The organism is Actinoplanes subtropicus, assembly GCF_000721705.1.
GTDB lineage: Bacteria > Actinomycetota > Actinomycetes > Mycobacteriales > Micromonosporaceae > Actinoplanes > Actinoplanes subtropicus.
On sequence record NZ_JOJL01000065.1, the window covers coordinates 17,606 to 43,251 of the forward strand.

General features: G+C 70.9%; 24 protein-coding genes and 1 pseudogene. 14 read left to right on the forward strand and 11 right to left on the reverse strand.

Going from position 1 to position 25,646, the window contains the following annotated elements:
• Window positions 1–13: 13 nt before the first annotated feature.
• Window positions 14–509 (reverse strand): annotated as a pseudogene (locus IH26_RS59140) (3'-5' exoribonuclease domain-containing protein).
• Between the two features lie 24 nt (window positions 510–533).
• Window positions 534–1,388, reverse strand: coding sequence for a phosphotransferase enzyme family protein (locus IH26_RS0150270; protein ID WP_030443430.1), 855 nt, complete (start codon window positions 1,386–1,388; stop codon window positions 534–536).
• 255 nt (window positions 1,389–1,643) lie between these two features.
• Here IH26_RS0150270 and IH26_RS0150275 point away from each other — a divergent pair, with 255 nt between their 5' ends.
• The 3 genes from IH26_RS0150275 to proC all read left to right on the forward strand — a co-directional run bounded on the left by IH26_RS0150275 (window position 1,644) and on the right by proC (window position 4,747).
• On the forward strand, window positions 1,644–2,324 hold the full coding sequence (locus tag IH26_RS0150275) for a Crp/Fnr family transcriptional regulator (protein ID WP_425394476.1): 681 nt from the start codon (window positions 1,644–1,646) through the stop codon (window positions 2,322–2,324).
• Between the two features lie 412 nt (window positions 2,325–2,736).
• Window positions 2,737–3,765 carry a 6-phosphofructokinase gene (locus IH26_RS0150280; protein ID WP_030443432.1) on the forward strand — a complete coding sequence of 343 codons (1,029 nt, stop codon included), beginning with the start codon at window positions 2,737–2,739 and terminating at the stop codon, window positions 3,763–3,765.
• A 160-nt stretch (window positions 3,766–3,925) separates the two neighbouring features.
• On the forward strand, window positions 3,926–4,747 hold the full coding sequence (gene proC, locus IH26_RS0150285; RefSeq protein ID WP_030443433.1) for a pyrroline-5-carboxylate reductase: 822 nt from the start codon (window positions 3,926–3,928) through the stop codon (window positions 4,745–4,747).
• Between the two features lie 10 nt (window positions 4,748–4,757).
• On the opposite strand, the gene IH26_RS0150290 is transcribed toward proC, so the two are convergent.
• Window positions 4,758–5,492 carry an AraC family transcriptional regulator gene (locus IH26_RS0150290; RefSeq protein ID WP_030443434.1) on the reverse strand — a complete coding sequence of 245 codons (735 nt, stop codon included), beginning with the start codon at window positions 5,490–5,492 and terminating at the stop codon, window positions 4,758–4,760.
• Window positions 5,493–5,546: 54 nt separating this feature from the next.
• On the opposite strand from IH26_RS0150290, the gene IH26_RS0150295 reads away from it, so the two are divergent.
• Window positions 5,547–6,503, forward strand: a complete 957-nt coding sequence (locus IH26_RS0150295) for a zinc-binding dehydrogenase (protein ID WP_030443435.1) — start codon at window positions 5,547–5,549, stop codon at window positions 6,501–6,503.
• Here the strand turns inward: IH26_RS0150295 and IH26_RS0150300 are convergent.
• The gene (locus IH26_RS0150300) at window positions 6,490–7,167 is read right to left on the reverse strand and encodes a DUF429 domain-containing protein (RefSeq protein WP_030443436.1); all 678 of its coding nucleotides are present in this window, start codon (window positions 7,165–7,167) and stop codon (window positions 6,490–6,492) included. The two genes, IH26_RS0150295 and IH26_RS0150300, sit on opposite strands and share 14 nt — an antisense overlap.
• A 180-nt stretch (window positions 7,168–7,347) precedes the next feature.
• Here IH26_RS0150300 and IH26_RS0150305 point away from each other — a divergent pair, with 180 nt between their 5' ends.
• The 3 genes from IH26_RS0150305 (at window position 7,348) to IH26_RS0150315 (ending at window position 11,346) form a co-directional block, all read left to right on the forward strand.
• Window positions 7,348–8,811, forward strand: a complete 1,464-nt coding sequence (locus tag IH26_RS0150305; RefSeq protein ID WP_030443437.1) for a glycosyl hydrolase family 18 protein — start codon at window positions 7,348–7,350, stop codon at window positions 8,809–8,811.
• 80 nt (window positions 8,812–8,891) lie between these two features.
• Window positions 8,892–10,298 carry a class II 3-deoxy-7-phosphoheptulonate synthase gene (locus tag IH26_RS0150310; protein WP_030443438.1) on the forward strand — a complete coding sequence of 469 codons (1,407 nt, stop codon included), beginning with the start codon at window positions 8,892–8,894 and terminating at the stop codon, window positions 10,296–10,298.
• Window positions 10,291–11,346, forward strand: a complete 1,056-nt coding sequence (locus IH26_RS0150315; RefSeq protein WP_084599836.1) for a threonine aldolase family protein — start codon at window positions 10,291–10,293, stop codon at window positions 11,344–11,346. The genes IH26_RS0150310 and IH26_RS0150315 overlap by 8 nt, the downstream gene beginning before the upstream one ends.
• Here the strand turns inward: IH26_RS0150315 and IH26_RS0150320 are convergent.
• Complete coding sequence (locus IH26_RS0150320) at window positions 11,334–12,914, reverse strand: methyl-accepting chemotaxis protein (RefSeq protein WP_030443440.1); 1,581 nt, start codon at window positions 12,912–12,914, stop codon at window positions 11,334–11,336. The two genes, IH26_RS0150315 and IH26_RS0150320, sit on opposite strands and share 13 nt — an antisense overlap.
• A 131-nt stretch (window positions 12,915–13,045) precedes the next feature.
• Here IH26_RS0150320 and IH26_RS0150325 point away from each other — a divergent pair, with 131 nt between their 5' ends.
• Window positions 13,046–14,044, forward strand: coding sequence for a sialidase family protein (locus IH26_RS0150325; RefSeq protein ID WP_030443441.1), 999 nt, complete (start codon window positions 13,046–13,048; stop codon window positions 14,042–14,044).
• Between the two features lie 17 nt (window positions 14,045–14,061).
• Here IH26_RS0150325 and IH26_RS0150330 read toward each other — a convergent pair whose 3' ends face one another.
• A complete protein-coding gene (locus IH26_RS0150330; RefSeq protein ID WP_245666049.1) occupies window positions 14,062–15,891 on the reverse strand; it encodes an ATP-binding protein in 1,830 nt (609 codons plus the stop codon).
• A gap of 23 nt (window positions 15,892–15,914) precedes the next feature.
• A complete protein-coding gene (locus IH26_RS0150335; RefSeq protein WP_030443443.1) occupies window positions 15,915–16,619 on the reverse strand; it encodes a CTP synthase C-terminal region-related (seleno)protein in 705 nt (234 codons plus the stop codon).
• 72 nt (window positions 16,620–16,691) lie between these two features.
• Between IH26_RS0150335 and IH26_RS0150340 the strand changes: the two genes are divergently transcribed.
• A complete protein-coding gene (locus tag IH26_RS0150340; RefSeq protein WP_030443444.1) occupies window positions 16,692–17,573 on the forward strand; it encodes a LysR family transcriptional regulator in 882 nt (293 codons plus the stop codon).
• A 111-nt stretch (window positions 17,574–17,684) separates the two neighbouring features.
• On the opposite strand, the gene IH26_RS0150345 is transcribed toward IH26_RS0150340, so the two are convergent.
• The 3 genes from IH26_RS0150345 to IH26_RS60840 all read right to left on the reverse strand — a co-directional run bounded on the left by IH26_RS0150345 (window position 17,685) and on the right by IH26_RS60840 (window position 21,222).
• Window positions 17,685–18,542, reverse strand: coding sequence for a deoxyribonuclease IV (locus IH26_RS0150345; RefSeq protein ID WP_030443445.1), 858 nt, complete (start codon window positions 18,540–18,542; stop codon window positions 17,685–17,687).
• Window positions 18,533–20,461 (reverse strand): Stk1 family PASTA domain-containing Ser/Thr kinase, encoded by a 1,929-nt coding sequence (gene pknB, locus IH26_RS0150350; protein ID WP_030443446.1) that lies wholly within the window; start codon window positions 20,459–20,461, stop codon window positions 18,533–18,535. The genes IH26_RS0150345 and pknB overlap by 10 nt, the downstream gene beginning before the upstream one ends.
• Before the next feature lie 113 nt (window positions 20,462–20,574).
• A complete protein-coding gene (locus IH26_RS60840) occupies window positions 20,575–21,222 on the reverse strand; it encodes a hypothetical protein (RefSeq protein ID WP_157437840.1) in 648 nt (215 codons plus the stop codon).
• Window positions 21,223–21,306: 84 nt separating this feature from the next.
• On the opposite strand from IH26_RS60840, the gene IH26_RS0150360 reads away from it, so the two are divergent.
• From IH26_RS0150360 to IH26_RS0150370, 3 genes are read left to right on the forward strand one after another with little or no spacing between them, the layout of a single operon-like run.
• Window positions 21,307–21,657 carry an Rv2175c family DNA-binding protein gene (locus IH26_RS0150360; RefSeq protein WP_030443448.1) on the forward strand — a complete coding sequence of 117 codons (351 nt, stop codon included), beginning with the start codon at window positions 21,307–21,309 and terminating at the stop codon, window positions 21,655–21,657.
• Entirely contained in the window at window positions 21,657–21,983 is a 327-nt protein-coding gene (locus tag IH26_RS0150365) for a lycopene cyclase domain-containing protein (protein ID WP_030443449.1), read from the forward strand. The genes IH26_RS0150360 and IH26_RS0150365 overlap by 1 nt, the downstream gene beginning before the upstream one ends.
• Window positions 21,984–21,996: 13 nt before the next feature.
• Window positions 21,997–22,296: a lycopene cyclase domain-containing protein gene (locus tag IH26_RS0150370; RefSeq protein ID WP_030443450.1), complete on the forward strand. Its 300-nt coding sequence runs from the start codon at window positions 21,997–21,999 to the stop codon at window positions 22,294–22,296.
• A 65-nt stretch (window positions 22,297–22,361) separates the two neighbouring features.
• On the opposite strand, the gene IH26_RS0150375 is transcribed toward IH26_RS0150370, so the two are convergent.
• Window positions 22,362–23,420 (reverse strand): polyprenyl synthetase family protein, encoded by a 1,059-nt coding sequence (locus IH26_RS0150375; protein ID WP_030443451.1) that lies wholly within the window; start codon window positions 23,418–23,420, stop codon window positions 22,362–22,364.
• A 116-nt stretch (window positions 23,421–23,536) separates the two neighbouring features.
• On the opposite strand from IH26_RS0150375, the gene metF reads away from it, so the two are divergent.
• Window positions 23,537–24,460: a methylenetetrahydrofolate reductase [NAD(P)H] gene (gene metF, locus IH26_RS0150380; RefSeq protein ID WP_030443452.1), complete on the forward strand. Its 924-nt coding sequence runs from the start codon at window positions 23,537–23,539 to the stop codon at window positions 24,458–24,460.
• 9 nt (window positions 24,461–24,469) lie between these two features.
• Window positions 24,470–25,156, forward strand: coding sequence for a CDP-alcohol phosphatidyltransferase family protein (locus IH26_RS0150385; RefSeq protein WP_030443453.1), 687 nt, complete (start codon window positions 24,470–24,472; stop codon window positions 25,154–25,156).
• The last annotated feature ends 490 nt before the right edge of the window (window positions 25,157–25,646 follow it).

The following is a 25,646-nucleotide window of genomic DNA, read 5'->3' on the forward strand; positions in this document are numbered from 1 at the left end:
AAACGGAAAGTCCTCACGGTCGAGCGCCTCGGCCGGAAGAGTGTGGATGTGCCGTGCACGGTGAACGCCACCGCCTCAAGATCGGGCGCAGGCGGGCGCGCGGGGAGTGCCGGCGGGCATGGGAGAAGCGGGCAGGCGCGACAGCGATAGCGGGGGATCTCGCGGGGCAGCGCCGGCATCGCGCCCCACAGTTGGGCGAGCGCGACGTGGTCGTAGGCCGCGAACCAGGCCCACAGCTCCATCTGCTCGTCCCGGCCGCGGATCGGCTCCATCAGGAACGCGTACAGGTCGTCGCGGATGCGCTCGCGGGAGCGCCACGCCCGGTCCGAGGGGGACGGGAGTTTGTCGAGCACGTTGCGGCGTACCCAGGGAATCGCCTTGGTGTCGTCGAACTCGGTGCTGACCGCGTAGAACTCGCGGCCGAACTCGTCGACGACGCCGATCGAGACCAGGTCGACCACGCGGCCGTCCTCGATGAACTCGCAGTCGTAGAAGTATCGGTATGCCATCTCGCCCACCATCTTGTCGGACGGTCATCCCGCCGCCGACTCCAGGGCCTGTTTCGCCCGGTCGAGGGCCTCGGCGTCGCCGCGCTGGGCGGCCCGGTCGGCGCGGACCGCCCAGCGCAGCCGGAGCAGCACGGGCAGCGCGGCCTCCAACTCGTCGCGGCGCACCGGGCCGGCCGCCAGGTAGCCGTCGATCAGCTCGGTGGCGCGGCACGGGCCGCCGACGTAGAGCACCGCCGCGGCCACGTCGTAGACCAGCGGGCCGACCCCGCTGGCGCCGCAGTCGAGCAGCCCCGCCCGGCCGGTGCCGGGGTCGACGACAAAGCTGCTGGGCGCCGGGTCGCCGTGCAGCACCCCGTAGGTGAGCCGGTCGGTAACGGTGAGGCGGGTGGTCGCGCCGAGCGCGTCGGCCACCGCCGAGCGGAGCCAGGGGTCCGCGGTCAGATGCGCCGCGTGCGGGTCGAGGGGCTGCCACGGGCGCAGGCCGGGATGGTGGAAATGCTGCAGGGCCCGGTGTACGGCGCCCAGCCGGTCCCCCCACCACTGCTGGTCGATCGGGTCCCGCCCGTCCAGCCGCCGGCCGGGCACCCGGCGCAGCAGGGCCAGTGCCCCGGACGGGGTGGGCGCGGTGAGGCCACCGCCGAGGGTGCGGACCGGCTCGCCGACCGCGATGTCCCGGATCCGCAGGCGCTCGGCAGCCAGCAGGCCGGCCTCGACGGGTTGCCGGGCCCCCGGCTCGGCCAGGCGGCACACGTACCGCTGCTCCCCCGCGGTGATCTCCCAGCCCTGGGAGAGCAGCTCGGCCGGCAGGGCGGTGATCTCGCCGGGCGCCAGATGCCACTGGTCCCGCAGGGTGGATCGAACAAGGTCGTCATCCGGCACGGCGGGATTATCTCCGCAGGACGGGAAAATCCGACGGACAGCGTGGGCGACAATCACGCCTTGCTATCGAGAGGTTTACAGATAGCGACGCGCACGGAATGATCGTACGAGGCCTCGACGGCTTGTCTGCGCGGAAATGGCGCAGGTGGGCTGCTACGTGCTATTAGTGATCGTTCGCGTCGAGGGGCCGACGCCGGCCGGGGTACGTCGACGCGGTCCCCGCCTGGGGGAGGGATTGACGCCGTGGACCATCGCATGCCGGATTCCGGTGACGCGTTGACCGGCGTGGAGATGTTCGCTGGCCTCGAGCCGGATGTCCGGCAGCGGGTCATCGCCACCGCGGTTCCACGCACGTATCGCAAGGGCCAGATAATCTTCGTCGAGCACGATCCCGGCGAGTCATTGATCATCCTGAAGCGCGGCGCCGTCGCGATCTTCCGTACCGCGCCCACGGGGGAGCGCGCGGTGCTGACGGTCGTGCGCCCGCCGGACGTGCTGGGCGAGGTGTCCCTTCTGGACGCCGCGACCCGCAGCGCGTCGGCCGAGGCGATCGAGGATTGCCAGGCACTCACGCTGTCCCGGGCCGCCTTCATGGACCTGGTGCATTCGAACCCGCGCATCCTGGACGCGGTGATGCGCTCGGTCGGCGCGCTGATCCGCCGGCTCACCGAGCAGAACACCGACCACGTGTTCCTCGACCTGCCCGGCCGGGTGGCCAAGACGCTGGTCCGGCTGGCCGGCGAGAGCCAGGCTCCGATGATCACGATAGAGCTCAACCAGAGTCAGCTCGCCGAGATGGCGGGCGGCTCCCGGCAGAGCGTGAACCAGGCGATCGGCTCGTTCGCGAGCCGCGGCTGGCTGCGCACCGAGGGCCGCCGCATCGTGGTCACCGACCTGCCGGCCCTACGCCGCCGAGCCGGCATGGCGGCGGCCTAGCCAGGCGTCCCTCTTCCGCTTCCTTCGACCGTACGAGCGTCAGACCGGCCCCCGGCGCGCCAGGGCCGCTGACTGCAACACCCGCCCCGACTCCGGCCGCCGGGCGGGCCCGACCCAAGACCACCGTCGCGCCCGCCCGCCGCCCGCTCGCTGGGCGGCTCACTCTCCCGAGTGCTCGTATGGTGCGAAGTCTGGGCCCCGGCGGGTGGGTACGTGTCTAGGCTGGGTGGGGGCGCTTTCGTCGCTGGGTGGGGGCGCTTTCGCCGAGGTCGGGTGAAGCCGCAACGCCGGGGGCCGCTAGAGTTCGCTTGCGGCCCGCCCCGGGCCGGCAGCGCTGCCGAGTGAGAACGCTCCCTGGGGCTCGACGGGCTATCGACTTCTCGCAACCCGATTCAGGGAGGACGAGCAAAACATGCGTATCGGCGTGCTCACCGGCGGCGGCGACTGCCCCGGTCTCAACGCGGTGATCCGGGCGGTGGTCCGCAAGGGCGTCGCCGCGTACGGTCACGAGTTCGTCGGATTCCGCGACGGCTGGAAGGGTCCGCTGGAGGGCCTGACGAAGCCGCTCGGTATCGCGGAGGTCCGCGGCATCCTGCCGCGCGGCGGCACCATTCTCGGCTCCTCGCGCACCAACCCGTTCAAGATCGACGGCGGCGTCGACCGGATCAAGGCCAACCTGGCCGAGCAGGGCGTCGACGCGCTCGTCGCGATCGGCGGCGAGGACACGCTCGGCGTCGCGACCAAGCTCAACGACCTCGGCGTCAACGTCGTCGGCGTGCCCAAGACGATCGACAACGACCTGAACGCGACCGACTTCACCTTCGGTTTCGACACCGCGGTGAACATCGCGATGGAGGCGATCGACCGGCTGCACACCACCGCCGAGTCGCACCACCGCACCCTGGTCGTCGAGGTCATGGGCCGGCACGCCGGCTGGATCGCGCTGCACGCCGGCCTGGCCGGTGGCGCCAACGTGATCCTGCTGCCCGAGCGCAACTTCGACGTGGAGCAGGTCGCCACCTACGTGACCAAGCGCTTCCAGGTGGAGTATGCGCCGATCGTCGTGGTCGCCGAGGGCGCGCAGCCGCTCGAGGGCCAGATGCAGCTGGTCAACCAGGAGCTCGACTCGTTCGGCCACGTCCGCCTCGGCGGCATCGGCCAGTGGCTGGCCGAGCAGCTGGAGGAGAAGACCGGCAAGGAGGCCCGCACGGTCGTCCTCGGTCACATCCAGCGCGGAGGCACCCCGACCGCGTTCGACCGGGTGCTCGCGACCCGCTTCGGCCTGCAGGCGATCGACGCCGTTCACGAGGGCGACTTCGGTAAGATGATGGCGCTGCGGGGCACCGACATCGTCCGCGTGCCGCTGATCGAGGGCACGGGCGAGCTGAAGACGGTCCCGCTCTCCCGTTACGAAGAGGCCGAGGTCTTCTTCGGCAGCTGAGCTGGCTGGCGTCGCCTCCGGCGCCGCGGGCGATCGCCCCTTCGGGGCTGATGAGGAGCCAGCCGATTTCCGTCGCCGCAAACCCCGCGGCGGCGAAAATCGCCTGTCTCCTCATCAGCGGGGCGATCGGGGGCGGGTTTCCGTTGTATGAGAGGGCGAAATGACAGAGCACAGTGTTGCCGTGATCGGCGCGGGGAAGCTCGGCGAGCTCGTCCTCTCCGGACTGCTGCGCTCCGGCTGGCCGGCCCAGCAGCTGCTGGCCACCACCCGGCGCCCCGAGCGGGCGGCCGAGCTGGCCGAGCGCTACGGCATCCGTCCCGTACTCAACCTGACCGCGGTCACCCAGGCCGACGTGCTGCTGATCGCGGTGAAGCCGCAGGACGCGGCGAAGCTGCTGGACGACTTCGGGATGAAGGTCCCGCCGGACAAGCTGGTGGTGTCGCTCTGTGCCGGGCTGCCGACGGGCTTCTTCGCCGATCGGCTGCCCGGCGGTATCCCGGTGGTGCGGGTCATGACCAACACCCCGGCGCTGGTCGACCAGGCGATGACCGTGCTCTCCCCGGGGCCGTACGCGACCGAGGAGCATCTGGCTCTCACCGAGGAGATCTTCAAGCCGCTCGGCAAGACCCTGCGCGTCCCCGAGTCGCAGCAGGACGCGGTGACCGCCCTCTCCGGCTCCGGCCCGGCGTACTTCTATCTGCTGGTCGAGGCGATGATCGACGCCGGCATCCTGCTCGGGTTGCCGCGCCAGGTCGCGCACGAGCTGATCGTGCAGACCGCGATCGGCTCGGCGGTCATGCTGCGCGAGACCGGGGAACACCCGGTGAAGCTGCGCGAGGCGGTGACCTCCCCGGCGGGCACGACCATCTCGGCGATCCGCGAGCTGGAAAATCACGGCGTACGCGCGGCGCTGCTGGCCGCCCTGGAAGCCGCCCGCGATCGCGCCTCCGAGATCGCCGTCCAGATGGCCGCGAAAGCCTAGGGCCTAAGAGTCAGGCCCGGTGGCGGCCGGGGGTGGTGCCGACGACCGCGGTGAAGGCGGCGATGAAGCCGCTCGGGTTGGCCCAGCCGCAGGCGTGTGCGACGCGCGTGACGTCGTGCCCCTCGGCCAGCAGCACCAGCGCGTGGTAGATGCGTAGCTGGGTGCGCCACTCGTAGAAGGTCATCCCGAGCTCGTCGTGGCACAGCCGGCTGAGCGTACGGGCGCCCGCCCCGCTCCGGCGCCCGAGCTCGGCCAGCGTGGACTTGTCGGCCGGGTCGTCGTACAGCACCCGGGCGACGGCCCGCAGTCGGTCGTCCCGGGGCTCGGGCAGATGCAGCGGCTGCTCGGGGGATTCCCGCAATTCGTCGACGAGGACGCGGCGGAGCCGGTCCCGGGCCGCGCGGCCGAAGTCCCGGGAGCTCGCGAGCGCCAGCAGGGCCTCGCGGGCGAGCCCGGAGGCCGCGAAGACCGCGGGACGGTCCGGCACGAGCCGGGCGAGCGAGGCCGGCAGGAAGACGATCCGCATGTCCGTGTCGCCGTGTGCGCGGTGGCGGTGCGTCCAGCCGGCCGGCGTCCAGGCGATCCGGTTGGCCGGGACGATCGAGGTGCCGCGGTCGGTGTGCACGGTCAGGACGCCGCGGGCCGCGTACACCAGGTGACCGCGCGGATGGGAATCGGCCTCGCTCTCCGCGCCCGACCGCCAGAGATGCATGCCCGCGCTGGGGAAGAGGCGTGATACGGGCATGACTTGGCATTCTATCGGTGGACCGCCAAGCCGCCGGGCGGCGACAGTTCGGGCATGACGACGATGCGAGCGGCGGTTTGCGTACAGGCGGGCGGCCCGGAGGTCCTGGAGATCCGAGAGGTGCCGGTGCTGGCGGTCCGGCCCGGCTGGAGCCTGGTCCGGGTGATGGCGGCCGGCCTGAACCGGTCCGAGCTGCGCACCCGGCAGGGGCATTCGCCGGGCGTGACGTTCCCGCGGGTGCTGGGCATCGAGTGCGTGGGCGTGCTGGCGGCCTCGACCGATCCGGCGCTGCCCGAGGGCACGACGGTGGCCGCGGTGATGGGCGAGATGGGCCGGCGGTTCGACGGTGGCTACGCCGAGTACGCGCTGCTGCCGAACGCTCTGCTGATGCCGCTCCGCACGTCGTTGCCGTGGGACACGCTGGCCGCGTTGCCGGAGAGCTACCTGACCGCGCGAGGATCACTGGACGCGTTGGGGATCGTACGGGGGAATCGGCTTTTGATCCGGGGTGGAAGCTCGTCGGTCGGGATGGCGGCCGCGTCGATCGCCGCCGCGCAGGGGGTCGAGGTGGTGGCCACGACCCGCCGGCCGGACAAGGCGCCCGGGCTCAGCCAGGCCGGCGCCGGGCGGGTGCTGATCGACGACGGCGGGCCGTTGGCGGCGGACGGCTTCGACGGCGTGCTGGATCTGGTCGGGGCGCGCACGGCGGTCGACTCGCTGCGGCTGGTCCGCCGCGGCGGCACGGTCTGCGTGTCCGGCTCGCTCAGCGGCTGGCTGATCGAGAACTTCGAGCCGATCGCGATGATCCCCTCCGGCACCCGGCTCACGTCCTTCCACAGTGACGACGCCGCGGGCGCCGCCGCCACCCTGCAGCGGATCGTCGGCGAGGTCGAGGCCGGCGCCTACCGGCCGAACGTCGACCGCGTCTTCGGCCTGGCGGAGATCGTGGCGGCCCACCGGTACATGGAGGACGATGCGGCCACCGGGAAGGTCGTGGTCAGTACCAGATAGCGATCTTCGAGCCGTTGCACACCTCGGGCGGCGACGGGTGGCTCAGCGCGGCGCCGGTCGCCATCCGGTGCGCCGACCAGGCGACCGCGGCCGCGTCCAGGATGTCGTCCGGCGGGGCCTGACCGGCCGGGCCGATCTGGTCGGGCAGCACGATGCCGTTGCGGGCCAGCAGGTCGCGGCGGCGGGTCTGGCCGGCCCACGTCTTCTTGGCGTGCTGCAGCGGCTCGCCGGCCATCGCCCGGAACGACACCTCGGGATGCGCCTCGAAGAGCAGGCCGGGGTGCCGCTCCCAGATCGCGTTGGCCTCCAGCAGCTTGGGCCGCAGCGCCCAGGACTGGCGGCTGAGGCCGGCGCCGGTGAGCTCGCGGCAGACCCGGTTGGCCGCGGCGAAATCCGCCTCCTGCCAGACCGCGCGCGGCGGCACCCGGAAGATGCTGCCGCGGCGCGGGCCGAGCTGGTCGGCGGCGAGCGTGTCGGCCGCCCGCCAGCGGTCCGGAAGCATGCCGAGCGGGATGTCGACGCCGATCACCGCGGCGCCCGAGCTGCTCGTGACGATCTCGTACAGCGAGGCGGCGAGCACCGCCCGGCCGAAGGCGCCGTCGCGCAGCTCCACCCCGACCCAGCCGAGTGCGTACGCGTCGACGCCGATGACGTGGACGCTCATCGGCCGCTGCCGAGGTCGAAGTTGGTCATGACGGCAGACTACGCGCTGTGTCCAACCGTGTGCACCCCGTACCCGTCGCCGGAATTGCACGTCGACATCTTGACGGTGATGAATGGATGTGACTACCGTCTCTTCTACAAGCTTTTTGGAAACTTTCCTAACTGTTCATGAGGAGGCGAAGTGCAGAAATCCCTCCGCCGGGCTCTCTGGGCCGGTGTCTTCGTGGTGGCCTCCACCGCGATGGTGCCGATCTCCCAGGCGTCAGCCGCGGCTGCCTGTGCCCCCGCTTGGTCCTCCACCGCCGTGTACGTCAAGGACAACGTCGCTTCGCAGAGCGGTCACAACTACACCGCCAAGTGGTGGACTCAGAACGAGTCGCCGGCCACGCACAGCGGACAGTGGGACGTCTGGATCGACAACGGTGCCTGCGGCGGCGGCCCGACGACACCCCCCACCACGCCGCCGACCACGACCCCCACCACGCCGCCGACGACGCCCCCGACCACGTCGCCGACCACCGGCGGGCCCAGCGGCAAGAACGTCGTCGGCTACTTCGCCGAGTGGGGCGTCTACGCCCGCCAGTACTTCGTGAAGAACATCGTCACGTCCGGCTCGGCGGCCAAGATGACCCACATCCTGTACGCGTTCGGCAACACCTCGAACGGGCAGTGCTCGATCGGAGACTCGTACGCCGACTACGACATGGCGTACACCACCGCGAACAGCGTGGACGGCGTCGCCGACACCTGGGACGCGGGCGCCCTGCGCGGCAACTTCAACCAGCTGCGCAAGCTCAAGAAGATGTACCCGAACATCAAGGTGATCTGGTCCTTCGGCGGCTGGACCTGGTCCGGCGGCTTCACCCAGGCGGCCGCGAACCCGGCCGCGTTCGCCGACTCCTGCTACAACCTGGTCAAGGACTCCCGCTGGTCGGACGTCTTCGACGGCATCGACATCGACTGGGAGTACCCGAACGCCTGCGGCCTCTCCTGCGACTCGTCCGGTCCGGCCGCGTACAACAACGTGATCTCCGCGCTGCGCAACCGGTTCGGTTCCAGCTTCATCATCACCTCGGCGATCTCGGCCGACGGCACCAACGGCGGCAAGCTCGACGTGGCCGACTACGCGTCCGGCATCCAGAAGCTGAACCTGGTCTTCCCGATGACGTACGACTACTTCGGCGCGTTCAGCCCGCAGGGCCCGACCGCCCCGCACTCGCCGCTCACCTCGTACGCCGGCATCCCGACCGCCGGCTTCTACGCGGACGCGGCGATCCAGAAGCTGAAGAGCAAGGGCGTGCCGGCCAACAAGATCCTGCTCGGCATCGGCTTCTACGGCCGCGGCTGGACCGGGGTCACCCAGTCGGCGCCCGGCGGCACTGCCACCGGCGCGGCGCCCGGCACCTACGAGGCGGGCATCGAGGACTACAAGGTCCTCAAGAACAGCTGCCCGGCCACCGGCACGGTCGGTGGCACCGCGTACGCCTACTGCGGCAACAACTGGTGGGGGTACGACACCCCGTCGACGATCGCCGGGAAGATGACGTACGTGAAGAACCAGGGTCTCGCGGGCGCCTTCTTCTGGGAGTTCTCCGGCGACACCGGCAACGGTGAGCTTGTGTCGGCCATCAAGAACAACCTCTGAGCTGCAACTCTCTCATCTCCTCAGGTGAGAAGCGGGGCACCGGGCGCGAGCCGGGTGCCCCGCTTTCGTAGGCTCTTCTCATGCGCCGTGAGTGGCACCAGTTGAGTTACCCCGGGGTCGGCAACCCGGCCTTCCAGACGTCCCGCCCGTCCACCGACTCCGCCGAGGACGAGGCGCTCGGCCTCGACCGGTGGCGGTCCCTGCCCCGCGTGCAGATGCCGCCGTGGCCGGACATGGACGAGGTCGGCTCGGTCTGCAAGGTTCTCGACAACGTCCCGTCGATCGTCGCGCCGTACGAGGTCGACCAGCTGCGTGCCAAGCTCGCGGAGGTGTGCGAGGGTCGCGCGTTCCTGCTGCAGGGCGGCGACTGCGCGGAGACCTTCGACAACAACACCGAGAGTCACCTGCTCGCCAACGCGCGGACGCTGCTGCAGATGGCCGTCGTGCTGACGTACGGCGCGTCGATGCCGGTGGTCAAGGTGGCCCGGGTCGCCGGGCAGTACACCAAGCCGCGCTCGGCGCCGACCGACTCGCTCGGGCTGCCCGCGTACCGCGGCGATCTGATCAACTCGCTCGAGGCCACCGAGGCCGCGCGGGTGGCCGATCCGCAGCGCATGATCCGGGCGTACGCGAACTCCGCCGCCGCGATGAACATGCTCCGGGCGTACCTGGCCGGCGGCCTCGCCGACCTGCACGGGCTGCACGACTGGAACAAGGACTTCGTCCGCGCGTCGCCGGCCGGTGAGCGGTACGAGGCGATCGCCCGCGAGATCGACCGCGCGCTCGATTTCATCCGCGCCTGCGGCATGACCGACAGCGAGGCCCTGCGGACGGTCAGCCTGTACTGCTCGCACGAGGCGCTGGCGCTGGAGTACGACCGGGCGCTGACCCGGGTGAGCGATGGCCGCGCGTACGGTCTCAGTGGTCATTTTCTCTGGGTGGGTGAGCGGACCCGTCAGCTCGACCACGCGCACATCGACTTCATCAGCCGGCTGGCGAACCCGATCGGGGTCAAGCTCGGCCCCGGCACCAGCCCGGAGACGGCGATCGAGCTGTGCGAGAAGCTCAACCCGGCGAACGTGCCCGGCCGGCTCACCCTGATCAGCCGGATGGGCAACGGCAAGGTGCGCGACGCGCTGCCCCCGATCGTGGAGAAGGTGACCGCGGCCGGCGCCAAGGTCGTCTGGCAGTGCGACCCGATGCACGGCAACACCCACGAGTCGTCCAACGGCTACAAGACCCGGCACTTCGACCGGATCGTCGACGAGGTGCTCGGCTACTTCGAGGTGCACCGAGGCCTGGGCACCCACCCGGGCGGCATCCACATCGAACTCACCGGCGAGGATGTCACCGAGTGCCTCGGCGGCGCGCAGGGCATCGAAGATCTCGACCTTCCCGACCGGTACGAGACGGCCTGCGACCCGCGGCTGAACACCCAGCAGTCGCTGGAGCTGGCGTTCCTGGTGGCGGAGATGCTCCGTGGTTGACCTGCGCTCGTCAAAGCCGGCTGTCGACCTCCGGTCGGACACGGTGACCCGGCCGTCGGCGGGGATGCGGCGGGCCATGGCCGCGGCCGAGGTGGGCGACGACGTGTTCGGCGACGACCCGACCGTGATCGCCCTGGAGCGTCGCGTCGCCGAGCTCTTCGGGCACGAGGCGGCGCTGTTCGCGCCCTCCGGCTCGATGGCCAACCAGATCGCGTTGCAGCTGGTCACGCCGCGGTCCGGCGAGCTTCTGGCTGGGGCGGACGCCCACGTGGTGACCTACGAGCTGGGTGCGGCCGCGGCGCTTGGTGGCATTTCCACGCGTACGTGGCCGGCTGTCGGTTCCTCCCTCGATGTCGGGCAAATCGCCCGGATGATCCGCCCGCCGGGTTATCCGTCGCTGCCTACCCGGGCGATCGCCGTCGAGCAGACCCACAATCTCGGTGGCGGCGGGGTGATCCCGCTGGCGACCCTCCGGGAATTGCGCGAAATTTCCGACAAATCGGGCGTGCTGCTTCACTGCGACGGCGCCCGGATCTGGCACGCGCACGTCGCCGACGGGGTGCCGCTGAGTTCGTATGGCGCACTCTTCGACACGCTCTCGGTCTGCCTGTCGAAGGGGCTCGGCGCGCCGGTCGGCTCGCTCGTGGTGGGCAGCGCGGCGCGGATCGCCGAGGCCCGGGTGATCCGCAAGCGGATGGGCGGCGGCATGCGGCAGGTCGGCATCCTGGCCGCGGCCGGCGATTACGCCCTCACCCACAACATCGCCCGTCTGGCCGACGATCACGCGCGGGCTCTCGAGCTTGCGTCTGCTCTGGCGGAATTTGGCGTGGTAAATCCGGACGACGTACGGACCAACCTGGTCCCGCTCGACCTCAGCGGCACGAAGATCGACGCTCCGACCCTGGCGGCCGAGGCCGCGAAGCGGGACGTCCACCTCGCCGCCATGCTGCCCCACCTGGCCCGGATCGTGTTCCACCTGGACGTCGACGACGACGGCCTCGACCGGGCGACCACCGTGCTGAGTGAGATTCTCGCTCAGAGCCGATAGGCAGCCACCGTCGCCTGCAGTTCGGACGCCGTCCGGGCCAGCTCGCCCGCGGTCTGCTGGGTCTCGGTCGCGCCCGACGTGACGTGCCGGGCCGCGTCGGCGACGCTCGCGATCGTCTCGGCGATGCTCGACGAACCCTCGGCCGCCCGGTCCACGCTGCGGGTGATCTCGCCGGTCGTGGCGGTCTGCTCCTCCACGGCCGCGGCGATCGTCGTGGTGTAGTCGTTGATCGTCGCGATCACCCGGCCGATCTCCCGGATCGCGGTCACCGCCGCGCCGCTCTCCGTCTGGATCGCGCCGACCTGGGCGGTGATCTCGTTCGTGGCCCGCGCGGTCTCCATCGCCAGGTCCTTGACCTCGGAGGCGACCACCGCGAAGCCCTTGCCGGCCTCGCCCGCCCGGGCCGCCTCGATGGTGGCGTTCAGCGCCAGCAGGTTGGTCTGCTCGGCGATCGACGTGATCATCTGGACCACCGCGCCGATCTGGGTGGACGCCTCGCCCAGCCGGGCCACGCTCGTGTCGGTCGACGCGGCGGCGCGGGCGGCGTCGGCGGCGACCACCGCGGCCTCGTTCGCGTTGTTGGCGATCTCCCGGATCGAGACGCCCATCTCGCCCGCGCCGGCCGACACCGCGCGGACCCCCTCGGAGACCCGCTCGGCCGACTCGGAGACGGCGCCGACCTGGGCGGAGGTCTCCTCGGCCGTGGCGGAGAGCTCCGCCGACACGGTCGACAGCTCCTCGGACGCCTCGGCCATCAGGCCGCAGCTGACGTTGATCCGGCCGACCATCCCGGCCATCGACTCGACCGTGCTGTTCAGCGCGACGGCCATCTGCCCGACCTCGTCGGCGCTGTCCACCCGGACCCGGGCGGTCAGGTCGCCCGTGGAGATCCGGTGCAGGGCGTCCACGCAGCGGCGCAGGGACCGGACGATGAGCCGGGCGACGCCGTAGGCCAGCGCCAGGCCGAGCAGCAGGGCCGTGCTGAGCAGCAGGCTGACCAGCAACTTGGTGTGCTGGTAGCGGCTCTCGGCGGTGGTCTCCTGGTCGGCGCCGGCCCGTACCGTGACGGTCGACAGCGAGCCGAGGTCGTTGCGGACCGTGTCCAGGTCCGTGGCCAGGTCGGCGGCCTTGACCCGGCGGCCCGTCGCGATCGCGGGCAGCACCTCGGTGGAGAGCTTCGTGTCGTACGCCTGCCAATCGGTTTCGAATTGGGTGATCGCCGCGGCGGCCTCGGCACTGATCGGGAACCCCCGATAGGCCTTCGCGTAGTCGCCGACCTTGGCCCGGTTGGCGGTGAGGGTGGCCTCGTCGGCGGCGTGCTCGTCCCCGGCCGTGGACAGCTGATAGTCGTCGAGGCTGAGCCAGACCTTGTTGACCGAGGTCTGCAGGTCGTCGATCGCGGCCAGCTCCTGCTCGTGCGAGTAGCCGGTCTTGACCTGCTGGTTCGTGGCGCCGAGGCTGGCCATCGCGTACAGGCCGTCGCCGGCGCCGAAGATCGCCACCAACCCGACCGCGATCATGATTTTCGTGCCGACCCGCCGATCGGTCAGCAGCCGCAGCCCCGCCATCTTGCCCCCGCCCTGTCCGGCTCGCCCGATTCATACGGTACGGCCGGCCGTGCTCACCTCCCGCCCATCTCGACAAACATGATGACGACCGCCGGCGCGGCGGTTTCCGCCGAGCGGGTAACGTCGGATGCGTGCCGGAACCGATCGTGGTGGCGCGGGCCGGGGACGGTCTGGTCGCCCACTTCCCCGACGTCGTGAGTCTCGGCGGCGGCCGCCTGCTGGCCACCTATCGCGAGGGCACCGGCCACCTGGGCCCGCACGGGCGGATCAGCGTGGTGGAGAGTGCGGACGGGGGCGCGACCTGGGGCACGCCCCGGGTGGCGGTCGACGGCGAGTTCGACGACCGCGACCCCAAGCTGGCCCGGCTCGCCGACGGGACGGTCCTGCTCAGCTACTTCGTGATCGACTGGAGCAGCGAGCCCCGGCACACCACGCACGGCACGTTCGTGCGCCGCAGCGAGGACGGCGGCCGCACCTGGGGCGAGCCGGTCGTCGCCGGGATGGGGATGACCGACGGCGGCATCCTGGCCTGGCACGCCTCGCACGGCGCGGCGGTCGAGCTGCCGGGCGGCGACCTGCTGTATCCGGTCTACGGCCACCGGGCCGACGAGAAATGGTGGCAGGCCTCGGTCGTCCGAAGCACCGACGGCGGCCGCAGCTGGTCCGGCGAGACGACGATCGCGGCCGGCGAGGGCATCAACTTCCAGGAGCCGACGCTGACCGTGCTCGGCGACGAGGTGGTGTCGCTGATCCGCACCGACGTCGAGCGCGCGTACCTGTCCCGCTCCTCCGACGGCGGCCACACGTGGAGCGAGCCCCGGCGCACCGACCTGCCGGCCTCGTCGCACCACGCGCTCCCGCTGAGCACCGGCGAGGTCCTGGTCACCTACGGTGACCTGGGCAAGCGCTTCGCCGAGCGGCGGGTGACCGTCGGCCGCCTGGTCCGCGACCCGGTCGGCGACTGGGACGGCTACCCCGACGTCCTGCTCTACGACTCGGGCCACCGCGACCAGGCCAACCCTTCGAGCGCCGAGATCGCGCCGGGCCGCTTCCTCACGCTCGGCTTCGACGTCCCGGCCGCCACCGTCGTCGGTATTTTCCACGGAGAGGGAGACTTCCCGCCCTCGTAATGCGGTTTGGGCTTCCGTCACCCGTTCGGCGGCGAGGCCTGATCCGTAGGTGATGCACGGCGATACTTTGTGTGCTTGCTCGCCGTTGATTTTTCCGTAGCCTCGACCAGGCCCTCCCTGCGGAGCATCGTGAGCCAACGCCGAACGGTTTGATCCGACAAACCGGTTCTAGAGGCGAGTTCGGCGCGAGAGGCTGTCGTCGCGCCCAATGCCTCGAGAATCTCGCCCCGGCGGTCCGCCGGGGTTGTCCGGCGAAGCCGGCCACCAGTGTCGGCGGTTCCGCCTCTCGGCAGTAGGCGATATCTTGCCCATCGGCGGGTCCCGACCTGCTCCACCAGTTCACGTGCAACCAGATCCTGCAGCTCGGCGGTTACTTTGCGAGAGTCGAGCCCGGTCAACTTTCGATAGCTCGCGTTGTCGATGACCGTTCCGTCGTGCATCGCGCCGAGCGCCATGCATTGGCTGTCGGTCAGACCGGCTTCGTCCAGGCCGCCAATCCATCGGACTACGTCGTCGCTGAGTAGGGAGTGATTCGGAAATGTGACGACAAACGACGAGATTCTGTCGTCGAACTTCGGTGCGGTCATGCCTGACCGCCGAAGGGAGACCAGCATGGCGCGGATCCCCGACCCGCGGTTCTCGCAGACCGCTCGATCTTCCCCCGGGATCGGGACGTCTTCGAGAACCCGGAGGAGCGCGGCATTTCTGGAGGACGTCGCTCCTTCCTCGCCGAGATTTTCCAGCGTTACCGGTCCGTACAGGCCGCCTGCGTTTCGTATCACCAGGCGGTCAGGGAACATCTCGACCTGGACCCGTGAGCCCCGCGAAGCCGCAGAGAGATCACGGTGGACGAGTGCATTGGTCACGGCTTCTCTGAGGGCCGTCTCGGGGTATTCCCAGATGTCCTGCCGCCCGGCCCCAGTGGTTATCGATCGGCGTGACATGTTTCGCCTGATGGCTGCTAGGGCGTCGCGAACCATCACTGGAATCGGCCCTTCGATCGCGACGCTGTCGAGGAATCGGACACCCGTTTCATCGTCCGGGCCGCTCGTCGTAGGGTAATGAACGAAAGTCAACATCAGCTGAGGAAAGTGCTCCTGTGGGTAGGCCCCCAACGCCAGGAGTCCGCCGACCGAAACATCGTCGCCGGACCCGTCGGAGCGAGGGATCACAATCCCCGTACGGCGCAGGATCTCCTCTGCGGACAAATCGCGATACGAGTACGGACGGCTGCCACGGAGCCGCAGCATCATCGCCGAGACGAGGTGAGTATCGAGCGCTTCGATTCCCACGCCGGGGACCCGCTCCAGGTCGTCCTTCGGCTGTCCGCGTGCAGACAACATCATCTGCACCTCATAGCTGGACAGTTGTCGGTCGCCGTCGTGAATGCGCGTGTAGGCGCCCTTCGTGAGCCCGGCGCCTTTGTAATAGCAGGGCTTTTGTTCGCGGGGGATCTCCGGGACCTCGGCGACGACGACCTGAACACCTTCGAAGGGATGAATCTGTACGTAGGGCCGGATCGGCGGTTCCATCTCGGTGGAGCAAAGCGAGGCCAAGTCCGCCGCTAGTTTGGCCGGATCGGGCAGAGTTGCTGGTTTGAACCTTTCGGCCTCATCCAGACCTAGAATGACGACTCCGCCACGCGTGTTGGAGAAGGCTGACAGGGTCTCGCGCAGGCTCTTCGGAAGGCCTCCCTGCGCCCGTTTCACCTCTACGTCGGCTACATCGCTGCCCAGCACGCGGAGGTTCTCGACGATCTCCGAAAGTTCCTCCGCGTTCACGGACAACCCCATCCTGCTAACGATCCTGCTTAGCAGGTAGATTAGCAGGATGCGCGGGATCAACATAAGCCGTCCGTCGAGAAATCGCCTCAGCGCGGCTGGAGGCCGGCGGCGGTGACGGCGGCCTGGGCGAAGCCGCGGATCACGGGGTGCACGCCGTCCGGGTGCAGTTCCGGCTGGAAGAGGGTGGCCAGGAAGAACGGGTGGTCGGGAAGTTCGGCGGCGCGGACCTCGCCGGCGTCGTCGTGGCCGGAGAAGACCATGCCGTGGGCGGCTAGCAGGCCGAGGTAGGCGGCGGCGACTCCGTAGCTGCAGTGGTAGCGCTCGATCGTGCGGGTGGTGCCCAGCAGCCGCTCGATGCGGGAGCCGGCGGCCAGGTTGATCGCGCCCTCGTGGCCGGCCAGCGAGCAGGACAGCTCGGTGATCAGCGTGTCGGGGCCTGTGTCGGCCGAGTTCTCGGCGTGCCGCGCGTCGGGGAGGCCGCAGACGTCGCGCGCGAACTCCAGCATCGCGTGCTGGAATCCGCCGCAGGTGCCGAGGAACGGGATGCGCTCGGTGCGGGCGGTGCGGGCCGCGACGATCGCGCCCTGTTCGCTGCGGTACGGGCTGCCGGGCACCAGCCAGATGCCGGCGAACCCGCGCAGCGCCGCCGGGTCGGTCGCGTCGGGGGTCGGGATCCAGTAGGCGTCCAGGTCGATCTGCTCCTGCTCGCGGAGTGCGTCCAGGATGAGAGCGAGGCGCGAGTGCGCGCGGACGGCGGGGGAGCGGTCTCCCACCAGGGCAATCGAAATCATGCGTCCATGCTGCGGCCGGATCCGAGATCACGTCCAACGATGATTCATGGTGGCGGCATTAGCATCGCTGATGTGGATCCGCATCTGCTCCGCACCTTCCTCGCCGTTGCCGAGACCGGTTCGTTCTCGGCGGCCGCGCAGCGCCTGCGGTACACCCAGTCGGCGGTCTCCCAGCAGGTCGCCGCGCTCGAGGCCGATCTGGGCACGCCGCTGTTCAGCCGCCGGCCGGTGGCACTGACGCCGGCGGGGGAGCGGCTCCGAAGGCATGCGGACCTTCTTCTCGTACGCCTGGCGGCCGCCCGCGCCGACGTGACCCGGGCGGTCGCCCCACCCGGCCGGCTGATCCTCGGGCTGACCCCGCTGGCCTGGTCCGACCCGGTGGCCGGCGCGCTGGCGACGATCCGGGCCGAGTCGGCGCTGCTGCACACCCGGGTGCGGGTGGCCGATCGCGACTGGATCGTCGAGGCGGTCGCCACCGGCGAGATCGACCTGGGCCTGGTGGACGGCTTCACCGCCCCGAACGACCCGTTGCGGCTTCCCGAACCGGGTGCCGGCGGCCCGCGCGCGCTCGGCGTCGCGGATAGCGCGGTGGTGGTGGCGGTGCCGCCCACACATCCGCTGGCCCGGCGGTCCGCGGTCGACCTGGCCGATCTCGCCGACGCGTATTGGATCGACGCCCCCGAAGTGGCGCCCTTCGCCCGGCTGCCGGTCGACGGCTTGCGCCCCGGCCTGCGCTACGACGGCGCCGACGCGACCGTGCTGGCGGGTTTGGTGGCCGGTGGGCACGGCCTCGCGGTGCTGCCCGGCCCGCTGGTGGCCGCACATCCCGGGCTGGCCGGCGTCCCGGTGGGCGCGCCCCGGCTCGTGCACCGGGTCGAGTTGCTGCGGCTGTCGGCGGCCGTCGCCGACGAACCGGCCGAGCGACTCGCCGCTCTGCTCGGTGCGGCCGCGTGATCAGCCATGCGGGACAGCCCGGCGGCCGCGCGCGGAGGGTGACCAACGACGGCGCGAGGCGCTGCACCGGGGACTTGTCCCCACCGTACGGTGAAGGGAATTTGATCCTCTTCAGCGCAATGTCTTGAGAAGCGCTATGTCCGCGGCGTGGCCCTCGTGCTCGACGCTCGGGGTCTCGACGATCACGGGGATGCCGGCCGTCGCGGGGTGGGTCATCAGCTCGGCGAAGGCCGCGGTGCCGATGCGACCCTGGCCGATGGTCTCGTGGCGGTCCCGGGTCGAGCCGCACTCGTCCTTGGAGTCGTTGGCGTGGATCAGCATCAGCCTGTCCGGGCCGATGGTGGCGAGCAGCGCGTCCAGCGTCGCGGTCATGCCGCCCGGGGTCGCGAGGTCGTGGCCGGCCGCCCAGGCGTGGCATGTGTCGAAGCAGACGCCCAGCCACGGGTGGTGCTCGGCGGCGGCCAGGTAGGGGCCGAGATCCTGCACCTTCGACGCCAGGCTGCGCCCGCCGCCCGCGCTCGGCTCGACCAGCAGCTTGGGCAGGTCGCGGGCGGCCGCGTCGTCGAGCAGCGGCAGCAACGCCTCGCGCAGCTGGTGCAGGGCCTTGGCCTCGTGCTCGGGGTCGACCGCGCTGCCCGCGTGATAGACCACCGCGCTCGCGCCGATCGCCCTGCCCCGCTCCAGCGAGTGGGCCAGCGTGGCGATCGAGCGTTCCACGGTCAACTCGGTCGGCGAGCCCAAATTCACCAGCAAAGAGGCATGGATGTACGCCGGCAGCCCGCGCTCGCCGATCCCGTCGCGGAACAGCGTGTCCTGCTTCGGGTCGCCCGGCGGCATCGCCCAGCCGCGCGAGTTCGAGACGTACACCTGCAACGTCTCGGAACCCGCCGCGTCCACGTAGGGCAGGGCCGCCTTGGCCAGCCCGCCCGACGTCTTGGTGTGCGACCCGATCCGGCGGTCTAGAAGCACTGGAGGACCACCTGCGAGTTCGGCTGGACCTGGGTGTTGCCGGGCGGGTTCTGCCCGCGGACGGTCCCGTTGCCGAACCCGATGATCTGCACCTGCAGGCCGAGCTGCTGCAGCGCCTGCTGCGCCTCCTGGCACTGCTGGTTGGACTCGTCCGGGACCGTCACCAGCGGCGGGCCCTTGCTCACGTCGAGGGTGATCTCGGCGTCGTTGGCCACGCCGCTGCCCGCCTTCGGCGTCTGCGCGATGACCGTGTCCTGCGGCTGGTCGCTGTCCTTGTACCGCTCGACCGCGGTGAGGCCGAGGCCCTGCAGCTGGTTGCGGGCGTTGTTGACGTTCGACCCGACCAGGTTGGGCACCTGGATCGGCGCCCGGCCCTTGCTGACCACGACGGTGACCGTGTCGCCCTTCTTGAGCTCGGCGCCCTTGTCGGGAGTCGTGGAGATCACCGAGCCCTCGGGCACGGCGTCGCTGTACTGCCCGGCGCCCTCCTTGTACTGGAGGTTCAGCTGGGCCAGCTGGGTCTTGGCCGAGGCGACCTCGACGCCGGCCAGGTCGGGCACCTCGAAGCGCTCCGGTCCCAGGGACAGCGTGATCGTGATGGTGCCGCCCGAGACGATCCGCTCGTGCGGGGCGGGTTTCTGGCTGACCACGGTGTCCTTGGGGATCGTCTCGCTGTACGTGCCGTCGGCGGTGATCAGCTCGAAGTTGTGCTGCCGGGCGTACAGCACCGCCTGGTCCCTGGTCATGTTGACCATGGTCGGCGCCTCCGTGTACCGCCCGAGCGTCACCCACCAGGTGCTGCCGATCACCACGAGCACCATCACGGCGATCGCGGCGGACAGGAAGATGCGCCGCCGGTCGATCCCGCCGGCCGGGCGCAGCTCGGGGTCGCCCCGGCGGTAGGTCTGCGTGTTGCGGCTCTGCTCGGGCAGGCGCGCCCAGCTTGGCCGGTCGGTCACCGCGGGCACCATGGCGGTCGCGTCGGCGGCGGCGTGCCGGGACGGCGGCAGCTGGCGCAGCAGCGCGGTTTGCACGTTCTGCGCGCCCAGGTCGTCGCGCACCGACTGCACCTCGGCGAGCAGCGCGCCGGCGTCGGTGGGGCGGGCGCCCGGGTCGCGCCGGGTGGCCCGGGCGACGATGTCGTCGAGCGCCTTGGGCACGCCCTTGACGGCCTGCGACGGGGGCGGGACGTCGTTGTCGACGTGCTGCCAGGCCACCGCGACCGGGTCGTCGCCGTCGAACGGGACCTTGCCGGTGAGCATCTCGTAGAGCACGATGCCGGCCGAATAGACATCCGTGCGGGCGTCGGCGTGGCCCTCGGTGACCAGTTCCGGCGCCACATAAGCCACCGTCGCCATCAGCTGGCCGGACTCGTCGACGCTGCTCGCCTCGACCGCGCGGGCCAGGCCGAAATCGGCGACCTTGACAACGGCGTCGACCAGGTTGGCCGCACCGCCGCTGGGGGCGGCGGCGACCAGCACGTTCTCCGGCTTCACGTCGCGGTGCACCAGGCCGGCCCGGTGGGCGGCGGCGATCGCGGCGAGCATCTGCTCGAGGATCGCCAGGGCCTCGACCGGGGTGAGCCGGCGGCGCTCGCTGAGCAGGTCGCGCAGGGTGTTGCCCTGCACGTACTCCATCACCAGGTAGGGCAGGCCCTGGTGGCGACCCTGGTCGTAGACGGCCACCACGTTGGGGTGGGTGAGCCGGGCGATCGTCTTGGCCTCGTCGGTGAACCGGTCCACGAAGTGGACATTCGTCGCCTGCGAAGGATGAATGATCTTCAGGGCGACGGTGCGCTCGAGTCGCTGGTCAACGGCGGTGTAGACGGTCGCCATGCCACCACGAGCCACCCGACCGGTGATCCGGTAGCGGCCGTCAATCGTGGTGCCGATCAACGTGTCGGCGACTGTGGTGTCCATCGGCGTGAAGTGTATGTGTCTTTCGTGTGCGGGCAGACCAGGATGTCATAGCTGAGTCCAAACGGGTACGCCCAGCGGCGATCCGCGGGTGTTCTGCCCAGGCAAAACCCGATTTAGTGGTGCCACCGGCGATGTCGGGATCGGGGCCAATCGCTCGGTTCGGCGGAGGCGGCCGGTGTGGCCGAGGTCTCGCTCGGGGTGGGGTCGGCGCTGTCGCTCGGGGACGGAGACTCGCTGGGTTGGCCCGAGCCGGACGGGGCCGGGGCGGTCGGCGTCGGGACCGGGGGCGGGCTGCAGGCGCATTCCGCCTTTGTCGGATTTATCCTCCGAATCGGACTCACTTCTCGCCGGGCGGTGGTGGGTGAGACGGGTGGCGGCGTGGCGGGGTCGGTCGGCGCCATCGTGGGCAGCGGCGCCACCTCGCTGCCCGGCTTAAGCGGATTTTTCGTCTTTGTCGGGCCACGGCCGATCCCGGAGGTCGACGCGTCGGTCGACTGCGACGGGACCGTGCCCGCCTCCGCCTGGGAGGTGTTCAGGATCGAGCCGAGGCCGTTCACCACCCCGAGGTACGCCCCGGCCGCCCCCACCACGGTCAGCACGCCGAGCGCGGTGACCAGCGCGGCCCGCCGCGGCCCCCGGGCCCTCGACGCCGCGGGGGCGTCCTCGGTCGTCAGGCCGCCGAACGTGTTCATCCCGGTCGAGGTCATGTCGGGGCCGTTCGCCGGCGGCGCGACCGGCCGCCGGCCCATGTCGTACCGCACCGACCGAAGTGCTCCGGACCACTCGGCACGGACTCTCCGCCACAGGCTCATCGCGTTGGTTCTCCGATCTGGCACGCTGTAGGAGTGAGCGATTCCGTTACCGCCGCGCCGTCCGCCTGGGTCAACCTGCCGGACGTGTCCACGAAGCTCGGCGTGTCGATCAGCAAGGTGCACCAGATGATCCGCGACGGGCAGCTGCTCGCGGTCAAGCACGAGGGCGTCCGGCAGGTCCCCGCCGAACTGGTGGCGAACAGCACCGTGCTCAAACACCTCCCGGGCGTGCTGACCTTGCTCCGCGACGCCGGGTATAACGACGAAGAGGCCCTCCGGTGGCTCTACGAGCCCGATTCGGATCTCGACGGCAACGCGGCGCTCGGCCTGGGCGGCCACCGGGCCCGCGAGGTGAAGCGGCGGGCGCAGGCCCTCGGCTTCTGATGCGCCATCTGGCGTACGTGTCGGTGCTGGCCGGCTGCCTGCTCGCCGCGATCTGGCTGGAGCCCGCGCTGCGAGTCCGCGTCTTCCGCCGGTGGCGCCGGCTCCTGCTGACCGTCCTGCCGGTGGCCGCCGTCTTCACGCTGTGGGACCTCGCGGCGATCGCGGCCGGCCACTGGCACTTCGACGAGTCGCAGATGACCGGGGTGGTACTCCCCGGCCGCCTGCCGCTCGACGAGGTGCTGTTCTTCCTGGTGGTCCCGGTCTGCGCGATCCTCGGCTTCGAGGCGGTGCGGAAGGTACTACGCCGCCCGGCCGGCGACGAATGACCGACGGCGGCGCGTGACCTACACGGCGGCGGCAGTCCTCGGCGTGCTGGTGGCGGCGGCGCTCGATCTCTTCGTGCTGCGCGTCCGGCTGCTGGGGCGCGTGGTCTTCTGGGCCACGTACCCTCTGATCCTGTTTTTTCAGCTTTTATCGAACGGCATCCTGACCGGCCGCACCATCGTCATGTACGACCCGGCCGCGATCCTCGGCTGGCGAATCGCCCACGCCCCGGTCGAGGACTTGCTGTTCGGCTTCGCGATGGTCCTGCTGACCCTCGACCTGTGGATCTGGTGGGGCCGCCGCGGCATCACCTGAGCGCCCAAGACTCACGCGGGGTGGAAGCTCAGATCTCGCGCGGAGTGGAAGCGCGGGGCGGCGATTCAGACCGTGCGGCGGGTGGCGGCGTCGGCCAGGGCGTGCAGGACCGTGCGGGCCTCCTCCTCGATCGGGGCGGCCTCCAGCGCCGCAAGCGACGCCGACATCAGCTCGTCGATGCGGTGCTCGGTGGCGGTCAGCGCGCCGCACTCGCGGATCAGGGCACGCAGGCGCTCGACCTGCAGACCCGGATCGCCCAGTGCCGCGTCGAGCTCGGTCTTCTCCGGGTCGTCGAGCAGGCCGAAGGCGGCGGCTATCAGATACGTGCGCTTGCCCTCGCGCAGGTCGTCGCCGGCCGGCTTGCCGGTCTGGGACGGGTCGCCGAAGACGCCCAGGATGTCGTCGCGCAGCTGGAAGGCCTCGCCCAGCGGGAGGCCGAACGCCGAGTACGACGCGGAGACCTCGGGCGGCGCACCGGCGATCGCCGCGCCCAGCAGCAGCGGGCGCTCGACCGTGTACTTCGCGGCCTTGAACCGGGCCACCTTGCCGGCGCGGTCCAGCGACGTGTCCGCGGTCGCTTGGGTCAGCACGTCCAGGTACTGGCCGACGGTGACCTCGGTGCGCATCTCGTCGAAGACCGGGCGTGCCCGGACCAGCTCGGCGGGGCTCAGGCCGGAGTCGTGCAGCAACTCGTCCGACCAGACCAGCGCCAGGTCGCCGAGCAGCACCGCGGCGTTCTCGCCGAAGCCCTCCGGCGTGCCCCGCCAGGACGCCTCGCGGTGCCGGCGCTCGAAGCGGCGGTGCACCGATGGCACGCCGCGACGGGTGTCCGAGGCGTCCATCAGGTCGTCGTGGATCAGGGCGCTGGCCTGCACCAACTCGAGCGCGGAGAGGGCCGCCACGACGGCGTCCGCATCCGTGCCGCCGGCGCCGCGGAACCCCCAGTAGGCGAACGCCGGGCGCAGCCGCTTGCCGCCGCCGAGCACGAAGTCCTCGAGCGCGTCGGAGACCTCCGCCAGCGCCGGATCGATCGTGGTGAGGCGGGTGCGCTGCTCGGCCAGGAACGCGGCGAGCGCCTTGTCGACCCGGGCGCGGAGCCCGGCCAGTTCCACGGGGGGAGTCACCCGACAAACGCTAACGGTCAGACCCCGAACGTCCAGCGGCTGGGTGCCGACCGGCTACCGTTTTGTGCACTTTGTGCGGGCGCACAGAATAGATGCACCGCAGGTACAGTCTTCTCGTGGCACTCGGACTTCCTTCACGTTCCCCCCGCACGCCGGCGATCGGTGAGTTGATCCGGGCTGCCGCGCCCACCTTCTCCTTCGAGTTCTTCCCGCCGAAGACGCCCGAGGGCGAGCAGCTGCTCTGGCGCGCCATCCGCGAGCTCGAGCCGCTGCGGCCCAGCTTCGTCTCCATCACCTATGGCGCGGGCGGCACCACGCGGGACACGACGGTCGCCGTCACCGAGCGGGTGGCCACCGAGACCACGCTGCTGCCGATGGCCCACCTGACCGCGGTCAACCACTCGATCGCCGAGCTGCGCAACGTGATCGGCCGGCTGGCCGGCGCCGGCATCCGCAACGTGCTCGCGGTCCGCGGCGACCCGCCCGGCGACCCGATGGGCGAGTGGGTGCCGCATGCCGAGGGGGTGCTCTACGCGGAAGACCTCGTGCGCCTGGTCAAGGAGTCGGGCGACTTCAGCGTCGGGGTGGCCGCGTTCCCGTACAAACATCCCCGCTCGCCCGACATCGAGAGCGACACCCGGAATTTCGTCCGCAAATGCCGGGCGGGTGCCGATTTCGCCATCACCCAGATGTTCTTCGACGCGGAGGAGTATCTGCGCCTCCGCGACCGGGTGACCGCGACCGGCTGCGCCACCCCGATCGTCCCCGGCGTGATGCCGGTGACCCGGATGGCCACGATCGAGCGGTCCAGCCAGCTGTCCGGGGCGCCGTTCCCGCCGCGCCTGCTCGAGCGCTTCGAGCGGGTGGCCGGCGACGAGGCGGCGGTGCGCGCGCTGGGCATCGAGCTGTGCGCGGAGATGTGCGCCCGCCTGCTCGACGAGGGCGTGCCGGGCATCCACTTCGTCACGCTCAACCGCTCCACGGCGACGCGCGAGGTGTGGCAGTTGCTGTCCCCGTCCGAGATCGCCGCGGCCGCCTGACCCGGCGCGGTGACCTGGGAGGAGTACTGCGCGGCCTGGGCTCGGCTGCACGGCGGCTTCGACCCGGGGGCGGCCTCGCCGGTGGTGCGCGGGTGGGTGCGCGTCGCCTTTCGGGCCGGGTCGTGGCTGGCTTCTCGTCAGGTCTCGCCGTCGGCGGTGACCACGGCGGGGCTGGTGCTGTGCTGGCTCGTGCCGGCGGCGGTGTCGCTCGGCGTCGCCGTGGGCCCCGGTGGCGACGCGGCGGGGGCGCTCGGGCGGGTCGCATCGGTGCTCGGAGCGGTGCTCGTGCTGCTCGCGGCGCTGGCCGACGGGCTCGACGGGGCGGTCGCGGTGGTCAGCGGGCGGACGTCGCGGGTCGGCTACGTCTACGACTCGGTGGCCGACCGGCTCGGCGAGGCGGCCTGGCTGCTGGCGTTCTGGCTGGTGGGGGCGCCGGCTTGGCTCGTGGTCGCGGCCGGCGGGGCGAGTTGGCTGCAGGAGTACGCCCGGGCTCGGGCCGCCGCGGCGGGCATGTCGGAAATAGGAGTTATAACGGTTTCGGAGCGGCCGACTCGGGTGCTGGTCGCCATCTTCGGCCTCCTCGCGGCGGCGATCGCGCCGGTCGCGATCACCGTGGCGGCGGTGGTGTGGCTGGCGCTCGCCGCGGTCGCCCTCGTCCAGTTGGCCGCCGCGATCCGCCGCGAGCTGACCGACTGATCTGCCGACCCCGACCGGCGAGATCTGAGCGTTTCCCTTCCGCACTTTGGCCGTACGCGTCAGCCAGGTCCCCGATGCGGCGGAGAGCCGGCTGCAACACCGACCCCGACCCCGGCCGCCGGGCGGGCCCGGCCCAAGACGAGTACACCATTCCGCTCGAGACCACGCCCCGCGCGCCTCCCTGCTCCGCCCTCGCCGCCACGCCCCACTCCGCCCCCTGCTGCCACATCTGCGGCGCATGCCCTGCTCGCCCTCGCCGCCGCTCCGTCCGCCGCGGCCGCGGTCGCGCCGCCGCCGCCGAAGTTCGCAGGTCAAAGCCTCCCCGCGCCTCCTTGCTCTGCGCACTCATACGCACCGAAAGCGAACGACCGCTCGATTTCGGTGCGTATGAGTGCGCAGAGCAAAGACATCCCATGTGCTTAGGTTGTCAAGCGGCGGCTTGGTTGGGGTGGTGTGACCAGGCGGTGGTCTCGTTGTAGGGGGTGCCGGT